Source organism: Kineococcus sp. G2 (assembly GCF_037154035.1).
Lineage (GTDB): Bacteria > Actinomycetota > Actinomycetes > Actinomycetales > Kineococcaceae > Kineococcus.
Map to the genome: position 1 here is coordinate 1 of NZ_JBBBEM010000116.1, position 16280 is coordinate 16280.

Annotated in this window: 16 protein-coding genes and 1 tRNA gene; 9 read left to right on the forward strand and 8 right to left on the reverse strand. The window is 75.9% G+C overall.

Features of this window, described 5'->3' with window-relative positions; genetic code table 11:
• Positions 1-11 precede the first annotated feature (11 nt).
• Entirely contained in the window at positions 12-1010 is a 999-nt protein-coding gene (gene selD, locus V9U69_RS16450; protein WP_337062937.1) for a selenide, water dikinase SelD, read from the reverse strand.
• A gap of 60 nt (positions 1011-1070) precedes the next feature.
• On the opposite strand from selD, the gene V9U69_RS16455 reads away from it, so the two are divergent.
• From V9U69_RS16455 to V9U69_RS16485, 7 genes are all read left to right on the forward strand, one after another.
• A tRNA-Sec gene (locus V9U69_RS16455) sits at positions 1071-1166 on the forward strand.
• Positions 1167-1218: 52 nt separating this feature from the next.
• Positions 1219-2547 (forward strand): L-seryl-tRNA(Sec) selenium transferase, encoded by a 1329-nt coding sequence (gene selA / locus V9U69_RS16460; protein WP_337062938.1) that lies wholly within the window; start codon positions 1219-1221, stop codon positions 2545-2547.
• A gap of 1 nt (position 2548) precedes the next feature.
• Positions 2549-4324, forward strand: coding sequence for a SelB domain-containing protein (locus V9U69_RS16465; RefSeq protein WP_337062939.1), 1776 nt, complete (start codon positions 2549-2551; stop codon positions 4322-4324).
• A gap of 176 nt (positions 4325-4500) precedes the next feature.
• On the forward strand, positions 4501-4863 hold the full coding sequence (locus tag V9U69_RS16470) for a hypothetical protein (protein WP_337062940.1): 363 nt from the start codon (positions 4501-4503) through the stop codon (positions 4861-4863).
• A gap of 213 nt (positions 4864-5076) precedes the next feature.
• Complete coding sequence (locus tag V9U69_RS16475; RefSeq protein ID WP_337062941.1) at positions 5077-6735, forward strand: putative bifunctional diguanylate cyclase/phosphodiesterase; 1659 nt, start codon at positions 5077-5079, stop codon at positions 6733-6735.
• A gap of 88 nt (positions 6736-6823) precedes the next feature.
• Positions 6824-8395 carry a methyl-accepting chemotaxis protein gene (locus V9U69_RS16480; RefSeq protein WP_337062942.1) on the forward strand — a complete coding sequence of 524 codons (1572 nt, stop codon included), beginning with the start codon at positions 6824-6826 and terminating at the stop codon, positions 8393-8395.
• A gap of 101 nt (positions 8396-8496) precedes the next feature.
• A complete protein-coding gene (locus tag V9U69_RS16485; RefSeq protein WP_337062943.1) occupies positions 8497-9315 on the forward strand; it encodes a TrmH family RNA methyltransferase in 819 nt (272 codons plus the stop codon).
• A gap of 16 nt (positions 9316-9331) precedes the next feature.
• Here the strand turns inward: V9U69_RS16485 and V9U69_RS16490 are convergent, their stop codons facing one another.
• The 6 genes from V9U69_RS16490 to flgN all read right to left on the reverse strand — a co-directional run bounded on the left by V9U69_RS16490 (position 9332) and on the right by flgN (position 13876).
• Positions 9332-9880, reverse strand: a complete 549-nt coding sequence (locus V9U69_RS16490; RefSeq protein ID WP_337062944.1) for a YbaK/EbsC family protein — start codon at positions 9878-9880, stop codon at positions 9332-9334.
• Positions 9877-10392, reverse strand: a complete 516-nt coding sequence (locus V9U69_RS16495; RefSeq protein ID WP_337062945.1) for a YbhB/YbcL family Raf kinase inhibitor-like protein — start codon at positions 10390-10392, stop codon at positions 9877-9879. The genes V9U69_RS16490 and V9U69_RS16495 overlap by 4 nt, the downstream gene beginning before the upstream one ends.
• 208 nt (positions 10393-10600) lie before the next feature.
• A complete protein-coding gene (gene fliW, locus V9U69_RS16500; protein ID WP_337062946.1) occupies positions 10601-11005 on the reverse strand; it encodes a flagellar assembly protein FliW in 405 nt (134 codons plus the stop codon).
• Positions 11006-11035: 30 nt separating this feature from the next.
• Entirely contained in the window at positions 11036-11917 is an 882-nt protein-coding gene (gene flgL / locus V9U69_RS16505; RefSeq protein ID WP_337062947.1) for a flagellar hook-associated protein FlgL, read from the reverse strand.
• Between the two features lie 52 nt (positions 11918-11969).
• Positions 11970-13355, reverse strand: a complete 1386-nt coding sequence (gene flgK / locus V9U69_RS16510; protein ID WP_337062948.1) for a flagellar hook-associated protein FlgK — start codon at positions 13353-13355, stop codon at positions 11970-11972.
• A 29-nt stretch (positions 13356-13384) separates the two neighbouring features.
• A complete protein-coding gene (gene flgN, locus V9U69_RS16515; protein ID WP_337062949.1) occupies positions 13385-13876 on the reverse strand; it encodes a flagellar export chaperone FlgN in 492 nt (163 codons plus the stop codon).
• 168 nt (positions 13877-14044) lie between these two features.
• Here flgN and V9U69_RS16520 point away from each other — a divergent pair, with 168 nt between their 5' ends.
• The gene (locus V9U69_RS16520; protein ID WP_337062950.1) at positions 14045-14569 is read left to right on the forward strand and encodes a Uma2 family endonuclease; all 525 of its coding nucleotides are present in this window, start codon (positions 14045-14047) and stop codon (positions 14567-14569) included.
• On the opposite strand, the gene V9U69_RS16525 is transcribed toward V9U69_RS16520, so the two are convergent.
• Complete coding sequence (locus V9U69_RS16525; protein WP_337062951.1) at positions 14570-14926, reverse strand: hypothetical protein; 357 nt, start codon at positions 14924-14926, stop codon at positions 14570-14572.
• A gap of 246 nt (positions 14927-15172) precedes the next feature.
• Between V9U69_RS16525 and V9U69_RS16530 the strand changes: the two genes are divergently transcribed.
• Positions 15173-16057 (forward strand): sigma-70 family RNA polymerase sigma factor, encoded by an 885-nt coding sequence (locus V9U69_RS16530; protein WP_337062952.1) that lies wholly within the window; start codon positions 15173-15175, stop codon positions 16055-16057.
• Positions 16058-16280 lie beyond the last annotated feature (223 nt).

Below are 16280 nucleotides of genomic sequence, written 5' to 3' on the forward strand. Positions count from 1 at the left end.
GGTGGTGGTGATCAGCGGACGGCGACCGTGACGCCGCCGCGGGCGGCCCTGAACTCGCCGACGACCGGGTAGCCGGGCACCTCACCCGCCACCAGCAGGCCGCCGGAGGTCTGCGCGTCCGCCAGCAGCACCAGCTCGTCCTCGTCCACGCCGGCCGCGTCCAGCGTCGGGCGCACCCAGTCCAGGTTCCGGCGGCTGCCGCCGGGCACGAACCCGGCCGCCAGCGACTCCCGCGCACCCCCCACGTACGGCACCGCGGCGGCGTCCACGACCGCGGTGACGCCGCTGGCGCGGGCGACCTCGTGCAGGTGCCCCAGCAGCCCGAAACCGGTCACGTCGGTGGCGCAGCGCGCCCCCGCCGCCAGCGCCGCCGCCGACGCGGCCGCGTTCAGCGTCGTCATCACCGCGATCGCCTCCTCGAACACCTCCCCGGTGCGCTTGTGCCGGTTGTTCAGCACGCCCAGGCCCAGCGGCTTCGTCAGCGTGATCGGGGTGCCCGGCTCGGCCGCGTCACCGCGCAGCAGCCGCTCCGGGTCGCCGGTGCCGGTCACGGCCATGCCGTACTTCGGCTCCGGGTCATCGATGCTGTGCCCGCCGCCCAGGTGGCAGCCGGCGTCGGCGGCCGCGTCGGCCCCGCCGCGCAGCACCTCGCGCGCCAGCTCCACCGGCAGCACGTCGCGCGGCCAGCCCAGCAGGTTCACCGCCACCAGCGGCACCCCGCCCATCGCGTACACGTCCGAGAGCGCGTTCGTGGCGGCGATCCGCCCGAACGCGTAGGCGTCGTCGACGACGGGGGTGAAGAAGTCCGCCGTCGCGATGACGGCCAGCCCCCCGCGCACCCGCACCACCGCCGCGTCGTCCCCCACGCCCACGAGCAGGTCGTCACCCGCCGGTGGGGCCAGGCCCGCCACCATCTCCTCCAGCTCCCCGGGGGGGATCTTGCACGCGCAGCCGCCCCCGTGCGCGTACTGCGTCAGGCGCACCGTGGCCGTGGGGTCCGTGGTCGTCACGGCGCTCACCGTAGGCCCGCGCCGCGCGTGTGGCAGGCTGGCCCCCGCACGCTGAGCGAGGGAGGCGTACGGGTGCCTGGTGGCCCCCGCGGTCTTCAACACCGACGTGACCGAGCACCTCGGTCAGGTGGGTTCGATTCCCATCCGCCTCCGCCAGCGCGCGTGCTGCACCGGCGCCCGTCCGGGGCCGGGGGTAGGTTCGGCGACCGTGCCAGCCGTCCCCTCCGACTCCCGCGCCCCGGACGACCCGCGCCGCGCCGTGCCCCGCACCGACGCCGTCCTGGCCGCGCCCGAGCTGTCCGGCGCGATCGCCGCGCGCGGGCGCGACACCGTCAAGGCCGTCGTGCGCGAGGTGCAGGACCGGGTGCGCACCGGTGACGTCGCCGCCGCGGACGTGGTGCCCGCCGTGCTGGCCGCCCTGCCCGCGCCCTCCGCGGTGCGCCGGGTCCTGAACTGCACCGGCACCGTCCTGCACACCAACCTCGGCCGCGCCCAGCTCGCCCCCGAGGCCGTCGACGCCGTGGTCACCGCCTCCGGCGCCACGGACGTGGAGCTGGACCTGGCCACCGGCCGCCGCGCCCGCCGCGGGCGCGGCGCGCTGGCGGCGCTGCGCGAGGCGGTGCCCGCCGCCGGGGACGTGCACGTCGTCAACAACGGCGCCGCCGCCCTCGTGCTGGCCGCCACCGCGCTCGCCGCCGGCCGCGAGGTGGTCGTCAGCCGCGGCGAGATGGTCGAGATCGGCGACGGGTTCCGGCTGCCGGACCTGCTGGTGTCCACCGGGGCGCGGCTGCGCGAGGTCGGCACCACCAACCGCACCACCCTCGCCGACTACGCCGCCGCCGTCGGGCCGGGCACGGGGATGGTCCTGAAGGTCCACCCGTCCAACTTCGTCGTCACCGGGTTCACCTCCGGCGTCGGGGCCGGTGAGCTCACGGGCCTGGGCGTGCCCGTCGTCGCCGACATCGGTTCCGGCCTGCTGCACCCGGAGCCGCTGCTGCCCGACGAGCCGGACGCCACCACGTCGCTGACCGCCGGCGCCGACCTCGTCACCGCCAGCGGCGACAAGCTCCTCGGCGGCCCGCAGGCCGGGCTGCTGCTGGGGCGCGCCGACCTCGTCGAGCGGCTGCGCCGGCACCCCCTGGCGCGGGCCCTGCGCGTGGACAAGCTGACCCTCGCCGCGCTGGAGGCCACCGTGCGCACCGCCGCCAACCCCACGCGCGAGGCCCTGCGCGCCGACCCCGCCGTCCTGCGCGAGCGGTGCGCGGCGCTGGCCGGGGCGCTGCGCGGGCACGGGGTGACCGCGGACGTCGTCGACGCCGCGGCCGTCGTCGGCGGCGGCGGGGCACCCGGCGTGGAGCTGCCGTCGGCGGCCGTCGCGCTGGAGGAGGCGCTCGCGCTGCCGCTGCGGCTGGGGCAGCCGCCCGTGGTGGGCCGCCTGGAGCGCGGCCGGCTGCTGCTGGACCTGCGCTGCGTGCCCGCCGCCGCGGACGCCGAGGTCGCCGCCGCCGTGCTGCGCGTCGCCGGGGCGGGGGCCTGAGGTGCACGTCGTCGCCACCGCCGGGCACGTCGACCACGGCAAGTCCAGCCTCGTGCGGGCCCTGACCGGCACGGACCCGGACCGGCTCGCGGAGGAGAAGCGCCGCGGCCTGACCATCGACCTCGGTTTCGCGTGGGCCGACCTGCCCGGCGCCGGCACGGTCGCGTTCGTCGACGTGCCCGGGCACGCCTCCTTCGTGCCGACGATGCTGGCCGGCGTGGGCCCGGTGCCGGTGGCGGTGCTCGTGGTGGCCGCCGACGGCGGGTGGATGCCGCAGTCCGCGGAGCACCTGGCCGCCCTGGACGCCCTCGGTGTGCGGCACGGCCTGCTCGTGGTCACCCGCGCCGACCTCGCCGACCCGGCCGCCGCGACGGCCGCCGCCCGCGCCGAGCTCGCCGGCACCACCCTGGCCGGGGTGCCCGCGGTGGCGTGCAGCGTCGTCACCGGTGCCGGCCTGGACGACGTGCGCCGCGCCCTGGCGCAGGTGCTGGCGGGTGTGCCCGCCCCGCGCGCGGACGGGCCGGTGCGCCTGTGGGTGGACCGCGCGTTCACGGTGCGCGGCGCCGGCACGGTCGTCACCGGCACCCTCGGCGCCGGCACGCTGCGCGGCGGCGACGAGCTGGACCTGGTCACCGCCACCGGCGTGCGCGGTGCGCGGGTGCGCGGCCTGCAGAGCCTGGAGCGCGACGTGGCGGCCGCGAGCGGGGTGGCGCGCGTGGCCGTGAACCTGCGCGGGCTGGACCGCGCCGACGTCGCCCGCGGCGACGCGCTGGTCACCCCCGGGTGGTCGGTGCGCACCGACGTGCTCGACGTGCGCTGCCGCGGCGCGGCGGAGCTGCCCGCCCAGCTCGTCGTGCACGCCGGTTCCGCGGCGGTGCCCGCCCGGCCCCGCCCCCTGGGCGTCGACGGCGGTGACGCGCTGGTGCGGCTGCGGCTGGCCGCCCCGCTGCCGCTGGTGCTCGGCGACCGGCTGCTGCTGCGCGACCCCGCCCGCCACCTCGTCCTGGGCCCGGCGCTCGTCCTGGACGTGCGCCCGCCGCCGCTGCGCCGGCGCGGTGCGGCCGCCGCGCGCACCGCCGAGCTGCGCGAGCTGCACGGCGAGCCCGACGAGGCCTCCGAGCTGCGCCGGCGCCGCGTCGTGCGCGGCGCCGACCTGCGCGCGATGGGCGTGGACGTGCGCACCTCCCCGGTGGCCGGGGACTGGCACGTGGCGCCCGGGCTGCTGGAACGGGCCGGTGAGCGCCTGGCCGTGCTGGTGGCCGAGCACGACGCCGCCGCCCCGCTGCGACCCGGCCTGCCGCTGGAGGAGGCCCGCCGCGCCCTGGCCCTGCCGGACCGGGCCCTGGTGCAGGCCGCGGTGCGCCCGCCGCTGCGGGTCGCCGACGGCCGCGTCGTCGCCGGGGCGGCGGCGGAGCGGCTGCCGCCGCGGGTGGAGCGGGCCGTGGCGGCGGTGGTGGCCGACCTCGCCGCCCGGCCGTTCGCCGCGCCCGACGCCGAGCGGCTGCGCGAGCTGGGCCTGGGTCGCGGCGAGCTGGCCGCCGCGGTGCGCGCCGGGCGCCTGGAGCGCGTCGCCGACGGGGTCGTGCTCGCGCCGGGGGCGCTGCGCCGGGCGGCGCGGGAGCTGGCCGCCCTGCCGCAGCCGTTCAGCGCGAGCGAGGCCCGCAAGGCGCTGGGAACGTCGCGCCGGGTGGCGCTGCCGCTGCTGGAGGCGCTCGACGCGGCCCGGCTGACCGTCCGGGACGCCGACGACCGCCGCCGGGTGATCGCCGCCGGGTGATCACCGCCGGGTGATCGCCGCCGGGTGATCGCCCGGGGTGGGCCGTCCGGGGGGTGGCGGGCGCCACGCGGGTGACTCAGCGTTCAACCAACACAGCGGTGCGTGATGCCCGGTCCAGACTGGAACGGCGTCCCCGCTCCCGGGTGACGCCCCGTGAGCCTGGAGGGACGGCCCCCGTGAGCGCAGCGCACCTCGACCCGCAACCCGTGCCGACCGCGGCCGCCGCGCCGCGCGTGCTGCACCTGCAGCCCGCGCTCGCCACCGCGGTGCCCGCCGCCGGCCTGATCGCCTCCCTCGCGGTGTTCGCCCACGCCGGACCCGGCACCGCCGCGCTCGTGGCGGGCGGGGCGCTGCTCACCGGTGCCGCCCTGCGCGCCGCCCACCGCGCGGCGGCGCTGGCCCGCACCCTGCGCGAGACGGCCCTCGCCCCCACCGGAGACGCCGCCCGGGGCGCCGCCGCGCAGGCCGGTCCCGGGGTCGGGCCCGGAGTCGGGGTCGGGGTCGTCGTGCCGGGTCACCTGCGCCGCGGCGCCGCGTGACAGCTGCTCGGAGCGGTGAGCCGGTCGGAGCGGGCGACACGCACCCGATCGGGTGACGCCTGGGGCTGCTGAGGTGCCGCCCCTCCCGTAGCGTGGTGCCCTTGTCACGGACAGCAGTGACACGCGAGGCTTCGACGTGGCCGGCGAGCGGCCCCGCGCCGCACCGGCGCTCGAGCGGCACCGGTGCAGCGCCGGCGGAGGGGAGGGCAGGCCGTGGTGAAGTGGCCGTGGTCCGCGCGTCACAAGGCGGGTGACGACGTGCGCGCCCGCGTCGTGCCCTGGGCCGTGGCCTCCCCGCTCGTCGTCGTCGGCGTCGTCGCCCTCGTCCAGCGCCTCCTCGACAGCCCCCCCACCCTCGCCACGCTGCTCGCCGCCCTCGCCGGCGGTGCCGTCAGCGCCCTGCTGCTCCTGATGCTGGCCGTGCAGTCCGCCCAGCGCGTCGACCAGGAAGGCCGCGAGCGCCAGGACATGCTCGAGGCGGCCCTGCGCCAGGCGCTGCACGACCCCCTCACGGACCTCGGCAACCGGCAGCTGTTCACCGACCGCCTCCAGCACGCCCTGGCCCGGCGCGGCACGCGCGGCTGCGCCGTGCTCTACCTGGACCTGGACGGCTTCAAGGCCGTCAACGACACCCACGGCCACGCCGCCGGCGACGCCGTCCTCATCGAGGTCGCCCACCGGCTGCGCGCCGCCGTGCGCCCGGAGGACACCGTCGCCCGCTTCGGCGGCGACGAGTTCGCCGTCCTGTGCGAGGACCTGGCCGACGACCTGACCGCCAGCCGCATCGCCGAGCGCGTCGTGTCCTCCATCGCCGACCGGCCCGTCACCGTCGGCCCCGACCGGTCCTTGAGCATCACCCCCAGCGTCGGCATCGCCCTCGCGCGCGAGGAGGCCGACGCCTCCAGCCTGCTGCGCCGCGCCGACGCCGCCCTCTACCGCGCCAAGGAGGGCGGCAAGGCCCGCTCGGAGCTGTTCGACGAGCGCATGCAGGCGCAGGCCGTGGACGCCTCCCAGACCGAGGTGGACCTCGCCCTCGCCGTCGAGCAGGGCCAGCTGCGGCTGCACTACCAGCCGATCGTGGACCTCACCGACGGGCACGTGCAGGGCGTGGAGGCCCTGCTGCGCTGGCAGCACCCGCGCCGCGGCCTGCTGCACCCCGGCGACTTCATCCCCGTGGCCGAGCGCACCGGGCTCATCGTCCCCATCGGCCAGTGGGTGCTGCGCGAGGCGTGGCGCACCCTGCGCGACTGGTACGCCCGCGAGGGAGAGGACTGCGGCTTCACCGTCTCCGTCAACGTCTCCCCCCGCCAGCTCGCCGGCGGGCAGCTGCTGGACGCCGTCGCCGCCGAGCAGCCGCCCGGCGCCGCCGGCAACGCCCTGCTCGTCGAGGTCAGCGAGGAGCTGCTCGTCGCCGACGCCAACGCCGGCTTCAGCACCCTGCACGCGCTGCGCATGATGGGCGTGCGCGTCGGCGTCGACGACTTCGGCCGCGGCGTCTCCTCCCTGTCGCACCTGCAGACCATGCCGGTGGACCACGTGAAGGTGGACCGGCACTTCATCGCCGGCCTCGGCCAGCGCCGCCAGGACGAGGCCGTCGTCGCCGGCATCATCGGCATGGCCCGCAGCATGGGCGTCGGCGTCATCGCCGAGGGCGTGGAGACCCCCGAGCAGCTCGGCACCCTGCGGCGCATGGGCTGCGACGCCGCGCAGGGCTTCCTGCTGGCCCACCCCGGCCCCGTCGTGAACCTGGACCGCGCGCTGCCGGAGGCCACCACCGGGCTGCTGCACGAGGTCCTCGACCTCGACGTCGCCGAGCGCACCGTCGGTGCCCGCGCCGCCGCGCGCCCGGCGCTCGCCAGCGACGGCCGCTGATCCGACGCTCAAGCTCCGCCCCGCGCAGCCGATGGGGAGGGGCGGGGTCCCGTCGGGCCTCGTCGGCCGACGAGGAGAGCGACAGCCCATGAGCGCACGACCCACCCCCCGCACCGCGTCCCTGACCACGCGCATCGTCGGCTCGGCCGGCTGCCTGGCCCTGGTGGCCGTCGCGCTGGGCGCGGTCGGCGCCGCCAGCAGCCACCAGCAGGCCGAGGACCTGCGGGACCTGCGGGACCGGACGCTGGCGCTGCAGTCCGCGACGGAGCAGGTCGCCCTCACCAGCACCCGCGCCACGGCGCTGGCGCTCGTCGTGCAGTACGTGCCCGGCGGGCAGGCCAGCGCGCCGGCGCTGCAGGCCACCGACGCGCAGCGGGCCGCCGCCGTCCAGCGGCTGGGCGAGCTGACCACCGGTGCCGACGCCGAGGTCGCCGACCACCTCGCCGAGCAGCTCGCCGTGATGGACGAGCAGGGGCCCCTCATCCTGGGCGCCACCGATCCCGGTGCGCGGCAGGCGGCCCAGAGCGCCTACGACGCCGCCAACCAGGCCTTCGACGCCGACATCGCGACCCTGCAGGAGAGCGCGGCCGCCGCGGTCGCCGCCGCCGTCGCCGACAGCACCGACCACGCCGAGCGGACCGTCCTGACCACCCTGGTCCTGCTCCTCGCCGGCCTGGCCGCCAGCGCCGCCGTCACCGCCGCGGTGGTGCGCCGCATCCGCCAGGACACCGCGCGCATCGCCGCCGTCGCCGCGTCCCTCGACGCCGGCGACCTGACCGCCTCCACCGGGATCACCCGCGGTGACGAGCTCGGCCGGACGGCCGCTGCCCTGGACCACGCCGTCGCCCGCCTGCGCGCGGAGATCACCTCGGTCGCCTCCGGCGCCGACACCCTCGGCCGCACCTCCGCGCAGCTCGCCGCCGCCTCCGCGGAGTCCGGCGCGGCCTCGGAGCGCGCCGCCACCGAGGTCCGCGCCGTCAGCGCCGACATCAGCGCCGTCACCACGAACCTCCAGGCGGTCGCCGCCGGGTCGGACGAGATGGGTGCGGCCATCCGGGAGATCTCCGCCTCCGCCGCCGAGGCCACCGGCGTGGCGGCGCACGCCGTCTCCGTCGCCGAGGCCACCACGGCCACCGTCGCCCGCCTCGGGGAGTCCTCGCAGGAGATCGGTGCCGTGGTCAAGGCGATCACCGCGATCGCCGAGCAGACGAACCTGCTGGCGCTGAACGCCACCATCGAGGCCGCCCGGGCCGGAGAGATGGGCAAGGGCTTCGCCGTCGTGGCCGGAGAGGTCAAGGAGCTGGCGCAGCAGACCGCGCGCGCCACCGAGGACATCTCCCGCCGGGTGGGGAGCATCCAGTCCGACACCGCGGGCGCCGTGTCGGCGATCGCCTCGATCACCGAGGTCATCACCCGCATCAACGACCTGCAGACCACCATCGCCTCGGCGGTGGAGGAGCAGACCGCCACCACGAGCGAGATGGCGCGCTCCATCGCCGAGGCCGCCGGCGGCGCCGACCGCATCGGGGCCGGCATCGACGGGGTCTCGACCGCCACCGACGCCACCGACCGCTCGGTCGTCTCCACCCGCTCCGCCGCCGACGAGGTCTCCGGCGTCACGGAGCAGCTGCGCACCCTGGTGGGCCGCTTCCGCCTCTGACGCCTCGCCCCTGCGGTGGTCCCTGCGGTGACCGAGGAGGCCGCGCGGCCTCCTCGGTCACCGCCGAGGGGGCCGGGGGTGGGCTCGGGTAGCGTCCCGGCGTGCCGCGGATCGAGCTCGACGACCTCACCGACCCGGAGTTCGCGGACCTGCTGCGCGACTACACCCACCTGAAGGACGTGCAGCTGCGCGCCCGCCGCGAACCGGCCGAGGGCCTGTTCCTCGCCGAGGGCGCCGAGGTGGTCCGCCGAGCCCTGGCCGCCGGGCACCGGCCCCGCTCCTTCCTGCTCAGCCCCGCCCGCGCCGACGACCTCGCCGACGTCCTGCCCGCCGACGCTCCCGTCCTCGTCGCCCCCGTGGAGGCGTTCGCGCGGCTGACCGGCGTGGACCTGCACCGCGGCGCCATCGCCTCGATGCACCGCCCGCCGCAGCGCACCACCGCCGACCTGCTGGCCGCGCTCGGCCCCGGCCCGCGCCGCCTCCTCGTCCTGGAGGACGTCGTCGACCACACCAACGTCGGCGCCCTGTTCCGCTCCGCCGCCGCGTTCGGGGTCGACGGGGTCCTCGTCAGCCCCCGCTGCGCCGACCCGCTCTACCGGCGCAGCGTGCGGGTGTCCATGGGCACCGTCCTGCACCTGCCGTGGGCGCGCGCCACCACCTGGCCCGGTGACCTGGACATGCTGCGCCGCAACGGGTTCACCGTCGCGGCGCTCGCCCTGGCCGACGACGCCGTGGAACTGGGGGAGTTCCGGGCGCCGCAGCGCCTCGCGCTGCTGCTGGGCACCGAGGGCGACGGGCTCAGCCGCCGGGCGCTCGCCGGCGCGGACGTGGCCGTGCGCATCCCGATGGACGAGCGGGTGGACAGCCTCAACGTCGCCGCGGCCAGCGCGGTCGCGCTGTGGCAGACGCGCCCGCGCTGAACCACCGCACCGGCGCTCACTCCCGCAGGGCGATGTCGGCGACCTCGGCGCCCGGGAGCGCGGCGACGTCCGCGCCGCGCACCACGAGCTTGGAGCGGCGCACCCCGGAACCGATGAGCACCCAGGGCGACTCCGCCACGGCGCGGTCGACGAGGATCCGCCAGCCGTCGGGCAGCCCCACGGGGGTGATGCCGCCGAACTCCATGCCGGACTCGGCCACGGCCCGCTCGGTCGGCAGGAACGACGCCTTGCGCACGTCCAGGGCCCGCTTCACGGCGCTGTTGACGTCGGCGCGGGTGGTGGCCAGCACCACGCACGCCGCGACGCGCTCCTCGCCGGCGCGCTTGCCGGCCACGACCACGCAGTTCGCCGACCCCTCCAGCGGCACCCCGGCCGCCTCGACCAGGGCGGCGGTGTCGGCCACGTCCGGGTCGATCGCGCACACCCACGAGCCCTCCGGCAGCGCCGCGGCGACCGCCTCCGGCAGCAGCTCCGGGTGCTCGGCGGCCGGCAGCAGGTCCAGGGTCCCGGCGACGTGCCGGGCCCCGTCGGGGGCTGCGCTCACCGCGAGTAGACGGGGGCGAGCGTGGCGCGCGCCAGCACGTGACCCAGGCTCATGAACGCCGCGACGGTCGGGGTGGCGCCCTCCGGCAGCCCCAGCGACTCCACGTCCAGGGCGTGCACGGCGAAGACGTAGCGGTGCGGGCGGTCACCGGGCGGGGGAGCGGCGCCGGTGTAGTCGGCGGTGCCCATGTCGTTGCGCAGCACCGTCGCCCCCTCGGGCGCGGGCTGCGCGCCGGCGCCGGTGGGCAGGCTCGTCACGGTGACCGGCAGGTCCACCACCGTCCAGTGCCAGAACCCGGCCGGGGTGGGGGCGTCCGGGTCGAACACGTTCAGCAGGAACGACCTCGTGCCCTCCGGGAAACCGGACCAGGCGAGCTGCGGGGAGGTGTTGCCGCTCGCGTGCGCCTCGGCCATCGGCTCGCCCTCGGCGACGTCGGTGGACGTCAGCTCGAAGGACGGCACCTTCGGCAGCAGCGAGTACGGGTCCGGTGCGACGGGGCGCTCGAGGTCCATGGCCCGACCCTACGAGCCGCCCCCGACGCCCGCAGCCCGCCCCACCCGCTCCCGTCCGCCCCGCTGCGCCCTCCCGCCGCGTCTCCCGACCCCACACCTGCGGTGATCAAGGAAGTTGCCACTTCCTTGATCACCGTGGGAGGAGGGGTGGGGAACGCAGCGGGCCCCCGCCGCGGGGTGCGGCGGGGGCCCGTCGGGACCGGTGACCTCAGGCGGCGGGGCGCAGCGGCGCCCGCAGCGGCAGGTCGGTGCCGGTGAGCACCGTCTGCGCCGCCCGCATCGTGCGGTGGTTGATCACCACGGGCGCGAGCAGGTTGACCGTCGCGGTGGCCGGGTCGTCCCCGATGTTCACCACGCACAGCACCGCCGCCTCCGTGGCGTCGCGCAGGTCGAGGGCGGCGACGGTCTCGTCGTCGATCTCGGGCGCGTAGCCCGGGAAGAAGCGGCCCGGGGCCACGACGACCAGGCGCGGGCCAGCCTCGTCCACGCTGCGCAGCGAGAACAGCGTGCCGTCCTCGTCGAGGGGGACGAGCTGGAAGCGGGTCTGCGGCGCAAGGCCCGCGATGGGGGCCACGAACTCGATCGTGGGGGCGGACACGGGCGCATCGGTCATGAGGGTCACTCTAGGAACTCCCGAGGGCGATCAGCGGAGGAAGTCGAGCAGGGTGGGCTGGATGACGCGCGCGGTCGCGGACAGGGCCGTCTGGTACGCCGTCTGCTGCAGGTTGAACTCCACCAGCGTCTTGGCGATGTCGATCTTCTCGGCCGAGACCAGCGTCTCGTTGAGCTGGTCCAGGCGTGCGGTGGAGGTGTCCTGCAGGGCCTCCAGCTGGTTGGTCCGAGCACCGACGGTCGCCAGGGAGTCCGTCAGCCGCTTCAGGCCGGCGTCGACGTCGGTGAGGAAGGCGCCGACCTCCTTGGTGCTCGCCTCGCCCTTGAGGGTGGCGGCGAGGTCGTCGAGGACCGTGAAGACGTCGCCGTAGGCGTCGGCACCGGTGACGTTGACCGTCACCTCGACACCAGCTGCCACGCTGCGCGTCACCGCACCCGCGTCACCCCGGTAGGCGCCGGCCTCGTCGAACGCCGTGTCGACGGCCCGGGTGCCGGCGAAGACCGCCCGGCCGAGGTACTCGGTGTTGGCCGACGCCAGCAGGTTCGCCCTGAGGGACTCCACCTCCAGGCCCAGCGCGCGGCGCGCGAGCGCGTCGTTGCCGCCGGTGTTCGCGCCCTGCACCACCAGGTTCCGCACGCGCTGGACGACGTTCACGGAGTCCTGCAGAGCGGTGTCCTGGGTGGTCAACCAGGCCTGACCGTCGGCGTTGTTGCGCTGGTACTGCTCGTTGACGCCGATCTCGGTGCGGTACCGCAGGGCGTCGTTGGTCGCGACGGGGTCGTCGGACGGCTTCCTGAGCGCGTTGCCGCTGGACAGCTGCTCCTGCAGCCTCGCGCTGCGGGCCTGGCTGGCCTGCAGGTTGTTCAGCGATCCCACCGCGATCGTGCGGCTGGAGATCCGGGACGTGAGCACGGGGGTTCCTCCGGTCGGTGGGTCGTCGGGAGCGACGACGGGTCGTGGGACGTCAGGTGCGGTTGATGAGGACGTCGAGCGCCTCGTCGATCGCGGAGAAGACTCGGGCGGCGGCGGCGTAGGCGTGCTGGAAGGCCACGAGGTTGGTCATCTCCTCGTCGATGCTGACGCCGGAGACCGACTCGCGGGCCGCGTCGGACTTCAGCGCGACGTCAGCGGCCATCTCAGCGCGGCTCTCCGCGGCCTGGGAGGCGCTGGCGATGCCGACGACGCTGGTGCGCCAGGTCTTCGACGGGCTGACGTCCGTCTCGGGCAGCTTGGCGATGGCCTTCGCCGAGGCGCGGTCGACCGTGCCCGCCGTGCTGTCGCGGAACTCCGCATCGGTGGTGCCGGTGACGAGCACCTTCAGGCTGGACGCCGGACCGCTGCGGGAGAGGTCGGCGGGCGTCGCGGAGAAGAACGGGGAGGTGCCGCCGGCGTAGCGGGCGTTGACCTGGGTGGCGATGGTCGTGGCGACCTCGTCGAGCTTGTTCGCCACGCCGGGGACGGTGCTGTTGACGCCCTCCAGCAGGGCCTTGAGCTGACCGGAGGCCGGTGCGACGGCGGTCTTGCCGATCTGAACGCCCAGCTCCTGACCCTGCCCGCCCTTCACCTGCTGGAACGTCACGCCGGCGTTGGAGACGCTGAACGTCTCGGCGATGGCCCCCGCCACGAGGGTCGAGTTGCCGATGTAGACGTCCACCACGCCGTGGTCACGCTGGACCACGTGCGCGCCGGTCAGCTCCGCGAGGCGGGTGACGAGCCGGTCCCGCTGGTCCATGAGCTCGTTGGGGGAAGCGCCCTGGACGTTCGCGGCGAGGATCGAGGTGTTCAGCTCGGCGACGCGGGTCGCTGCCGAGTTGACGTCCTCCGCCAGGGAGCCGACCTGGTCCTTCAGGCCGAACCACTGCGTCTGCAGCTGGCCGTCGACGGTGCCGAGCGTGTCCGCCACGGCCTGGCTGCGTGCGATCACGGTGGCGCGCGCAGCGGTGACGGCGTCGGAGCCCTGGGCGTTGGACAGGTCGCCCCACGACTTGTACATGTCCGTCAGGCGCGTGGTCAGGCTGTTCGAGCCCGGCTCGCCGAGGCTGCCCTCGACCGTCGTCCACACCGTGCTCGCCGCCTGCGCCTCGGCGGACAGCGCGATGTCCTGGCGTCGCGTGGCGTCGACGAAGACGTTGGTGACCCGGTCGATGCCCATGACGTCGACACCGCCGCCGGGCACGTTGCGGCGGGCGTTCAGGCCCGTCTCGGGGGTCCCCACGGCGCTGAGCTCGACGCGCTGACGGGTGTAGCCGGCGGTGTTGGCGTTGGCGATGTTCTGGCCGGTGACCTCCATCGCCCGCTGGGCGGCGGCCAGTGCCTTGGAGGTGGTGTTGAGGCCGGAGAAGGTGCTCATGTCATCGGTCCTGTCTGGGAAGGTCTGCCTCAGAGGGCTTCGTCGACGAAGTGGGCACGGGATCCCCCGGTGGAGGCGGCCACGTTCTTGCCCTGCGCGGTGTAGGTGTCCAGCCCCGGGTCGAGGCCGAGGAGCGCCTCGCGGACCGCGCGGGCGCCGGAGGTCAGCAGGTCGCGGTTGGCGTCGGCCAGGTTCTGGATCTCCGTGGTCATGGTGAGGAAGGCGTCGCGGTGCCCGCGCAGCAGCTCCCCCCACGGCTCGGGGGCGGCTCCGGCGAGCGCACCGAGGCTGGGGCCGGGCTCCAGACCCAGCTCGGCGGCGACGGCGTCGACCTCCGCGGCGCGCAGCACCTCCGTGGAACGGATCTGGTCCATGACGAACTCGACCTCACGGGTGGCGTGCGCCAGCCAGCGCGTGCGGCCGCTGGCCAGCACGAGCTGCTCCTCCTCCAGCTTGAACAGGAGCAGCTCCAGCAGCTCCCGCTCCTTCCAGAGGATGCCGGAGACCTCGGCGAGTCCCATGCGTGTCCTTCCCGTCGTCGGCGCCCCGTCGGCGCGGCAGAGGCGCCGTCGTGGCGCTCCTCGTCCTCGCCGCACCCATCGGCAGGAGCCCCGGGGAGCTGAGGCGCGGAGAGGGGGTCCGCCGAGGCCCCGCTCGCTACCATGCGCGCAGGAGGTGGCGTCGTGGGCGTGTCGATCGGATCGGTCCTGCCGCTGCGCGTGGAGGACCTGCCGCAGGACGAGAACGGTCCTCGCATGGAGCTGGTGGACGGGAGCCTGCACGTGACACCCCTGGGAGACCTGCGACACCAGCGCCTCGTCGGCCAGCTGGCGTACCGCCTCACCGACCTGGCGCCCGTCGGATGGGTCGTGCTGCCCGGCGCCAACCTGCTGCGTCGGGCAGCCACGGACCGCCTGCTCATCCCCGACGTGGTGGTCGTCGCCGAGGAGGCGTTCGCGGACGGGGGCGTGTACGCCGACCCCTCCGACGTGCTGCTGGCCGTGGAGGTCGAGTCGCCCTCGACCCGCTCGGCGGATCGCCTGCTCAAGCGGGAGCTGTACGCGCAGTGGAAGGTGCCGCACTACTGGATCGTGGATCCGCAGGCCCGTACCCTCACCCGCCTGGCCCTCGGCCCTGGCCGGCACTACGCCGAGGGGGCCGGGGACACGGAGTGGCTGGCGTCGTTCGACGACTCCGCCTTGTGGGGCGCCTGATCAGCTGCCGGGCTTCCTGACGAAGAAGGCGTTCTTCCCCGGCTTGCGCAGCGCGTAGGGCCGGCCGTCCTCGCGGGCCCGGCGCAGCTCCCGGTTCATCTCGCGCGCGTTGTCCTCCATCGCGGAGGCCACCACGACGGCGTTCACACCCCGCACCCGCTCGCTCGGATCCCGCAGCACGTGGTCGTTGCGGCCCTCCTCGTGGGAGACGGTGAGGAAGTTCTTCGCGGCCAGGGCGTAGAGGGCGCTGATGCGCTCGCCGTGCTTCTCGGCGTACTCGTCGATGAACGAGGGGGTCAGGGTGCCCCGGCGCGATGCGTGCTCGAGGTCCTGCAGCACCCGGTACAGCGGTTTCACGGCGTCCACTCCTGTCTCACGGTCCACTGCCGCACCGACGGGGCCGGTGCGGCCTGCGGAGAGAGCATCGGCGCGGCGTCGTTGCGCGCTGAACAGGACTGGTCCGTTCGGGCAACGGTTCACCCGCTCGCCGACGAGTGCTCACCGAGCGTGGACCGTGCCGGGGGAGGGGACGGAACACCACGCCGGGCGGGATCCACCCGGTGGACGCTCAAGGTGACAGGCGGCGGTCCCGAGACAACGGGTGTGACCGCAGACGCCGCCACCGCACCCGTGCAGCTCACCGACGCGCAGCGCGACGAGCTCGTCGAGAAGCACCTGCCGATCGTCGGCTACATCACCAGCGAGTTCATCGGCCGGCTGCCGTCGCACGTGAGCCGGGACGACCTGACGTCGGCGGGCCTCATGGCGCTCTTCCAGGCGTCCCGCGGCTACGACCCCACCACGGGCGTGCCGTTCTCCCGGTACGCCAACACCCGCATCCGCGGCGCCATCCTGGACGACCTGCGCGGTGCCGACTGGGCCTCCCGCGGAGTGCGCTCCCGCGCGCGCAAGCTCAGCGCCGCCGAGGACCAGCTCACCGCGCAGCTCGGCCGCACCCCCACCCCCGTCGAGCTGGCCGCAGCGCTGGGCGTGTCGGTGCGCGAGCTCACCGAGACCCGCGACGAGTCGCAGCGCGCGATGGTGCTGTCCATGCAGGGCTTCACCGCGGACGGCGGCTCCATCGACGACCACCTGCCCACCCACAGCCCCGGCCCCGAGGCCGAGCTGCTGCACCGCGAGCGCCTGGGCTACCTGCGCTCCGCGATCGCCGCGCTGCCCGAGCGGCTGCGCATCGTGGTGGAGGGCTACTTCATCGCCGAGCGCCCCATGGCGGAGCTCGCCGAGGAACTGGGCGTCACCGAGTCCCGCATCTCCCAGATGCGGGCCGAGGCGCTCGCGCTGCTGCGGGACGGCATGAACACCCACCTGGCGCCGGAGATGGTCAGGCCGGCCACCGGCTCGGCCCCCGCGGTCAAGCGCAAGGAGGCGTACTACGCCGCCGTCGGCACCCAGTCCGACTTCCGCTCCCGGTTGGCGCTGTCCGCCTTCGGCACCTTCGCGACGCCGGTGGCCGCCCGCACCGCCTGATCGCAGGCCTGAGCGTCGCGCCGTTCCGCCTCACGACCGAGCGCCCCGTCCGACCACCCGGTCGGACGGGGCGCTGTCGTCCCTGGCGCCGACCCGTCCGGCGAGGAGCACGCTCGCCGCGGTCGGTGGAGCGGATGCACGTGCTGTGACGGTGCCTCACCCGGACGGCTCAAGGCGCCGTCCCGGACGGCCGATGGGGGAGGGACGGCAGCAACCACCCACG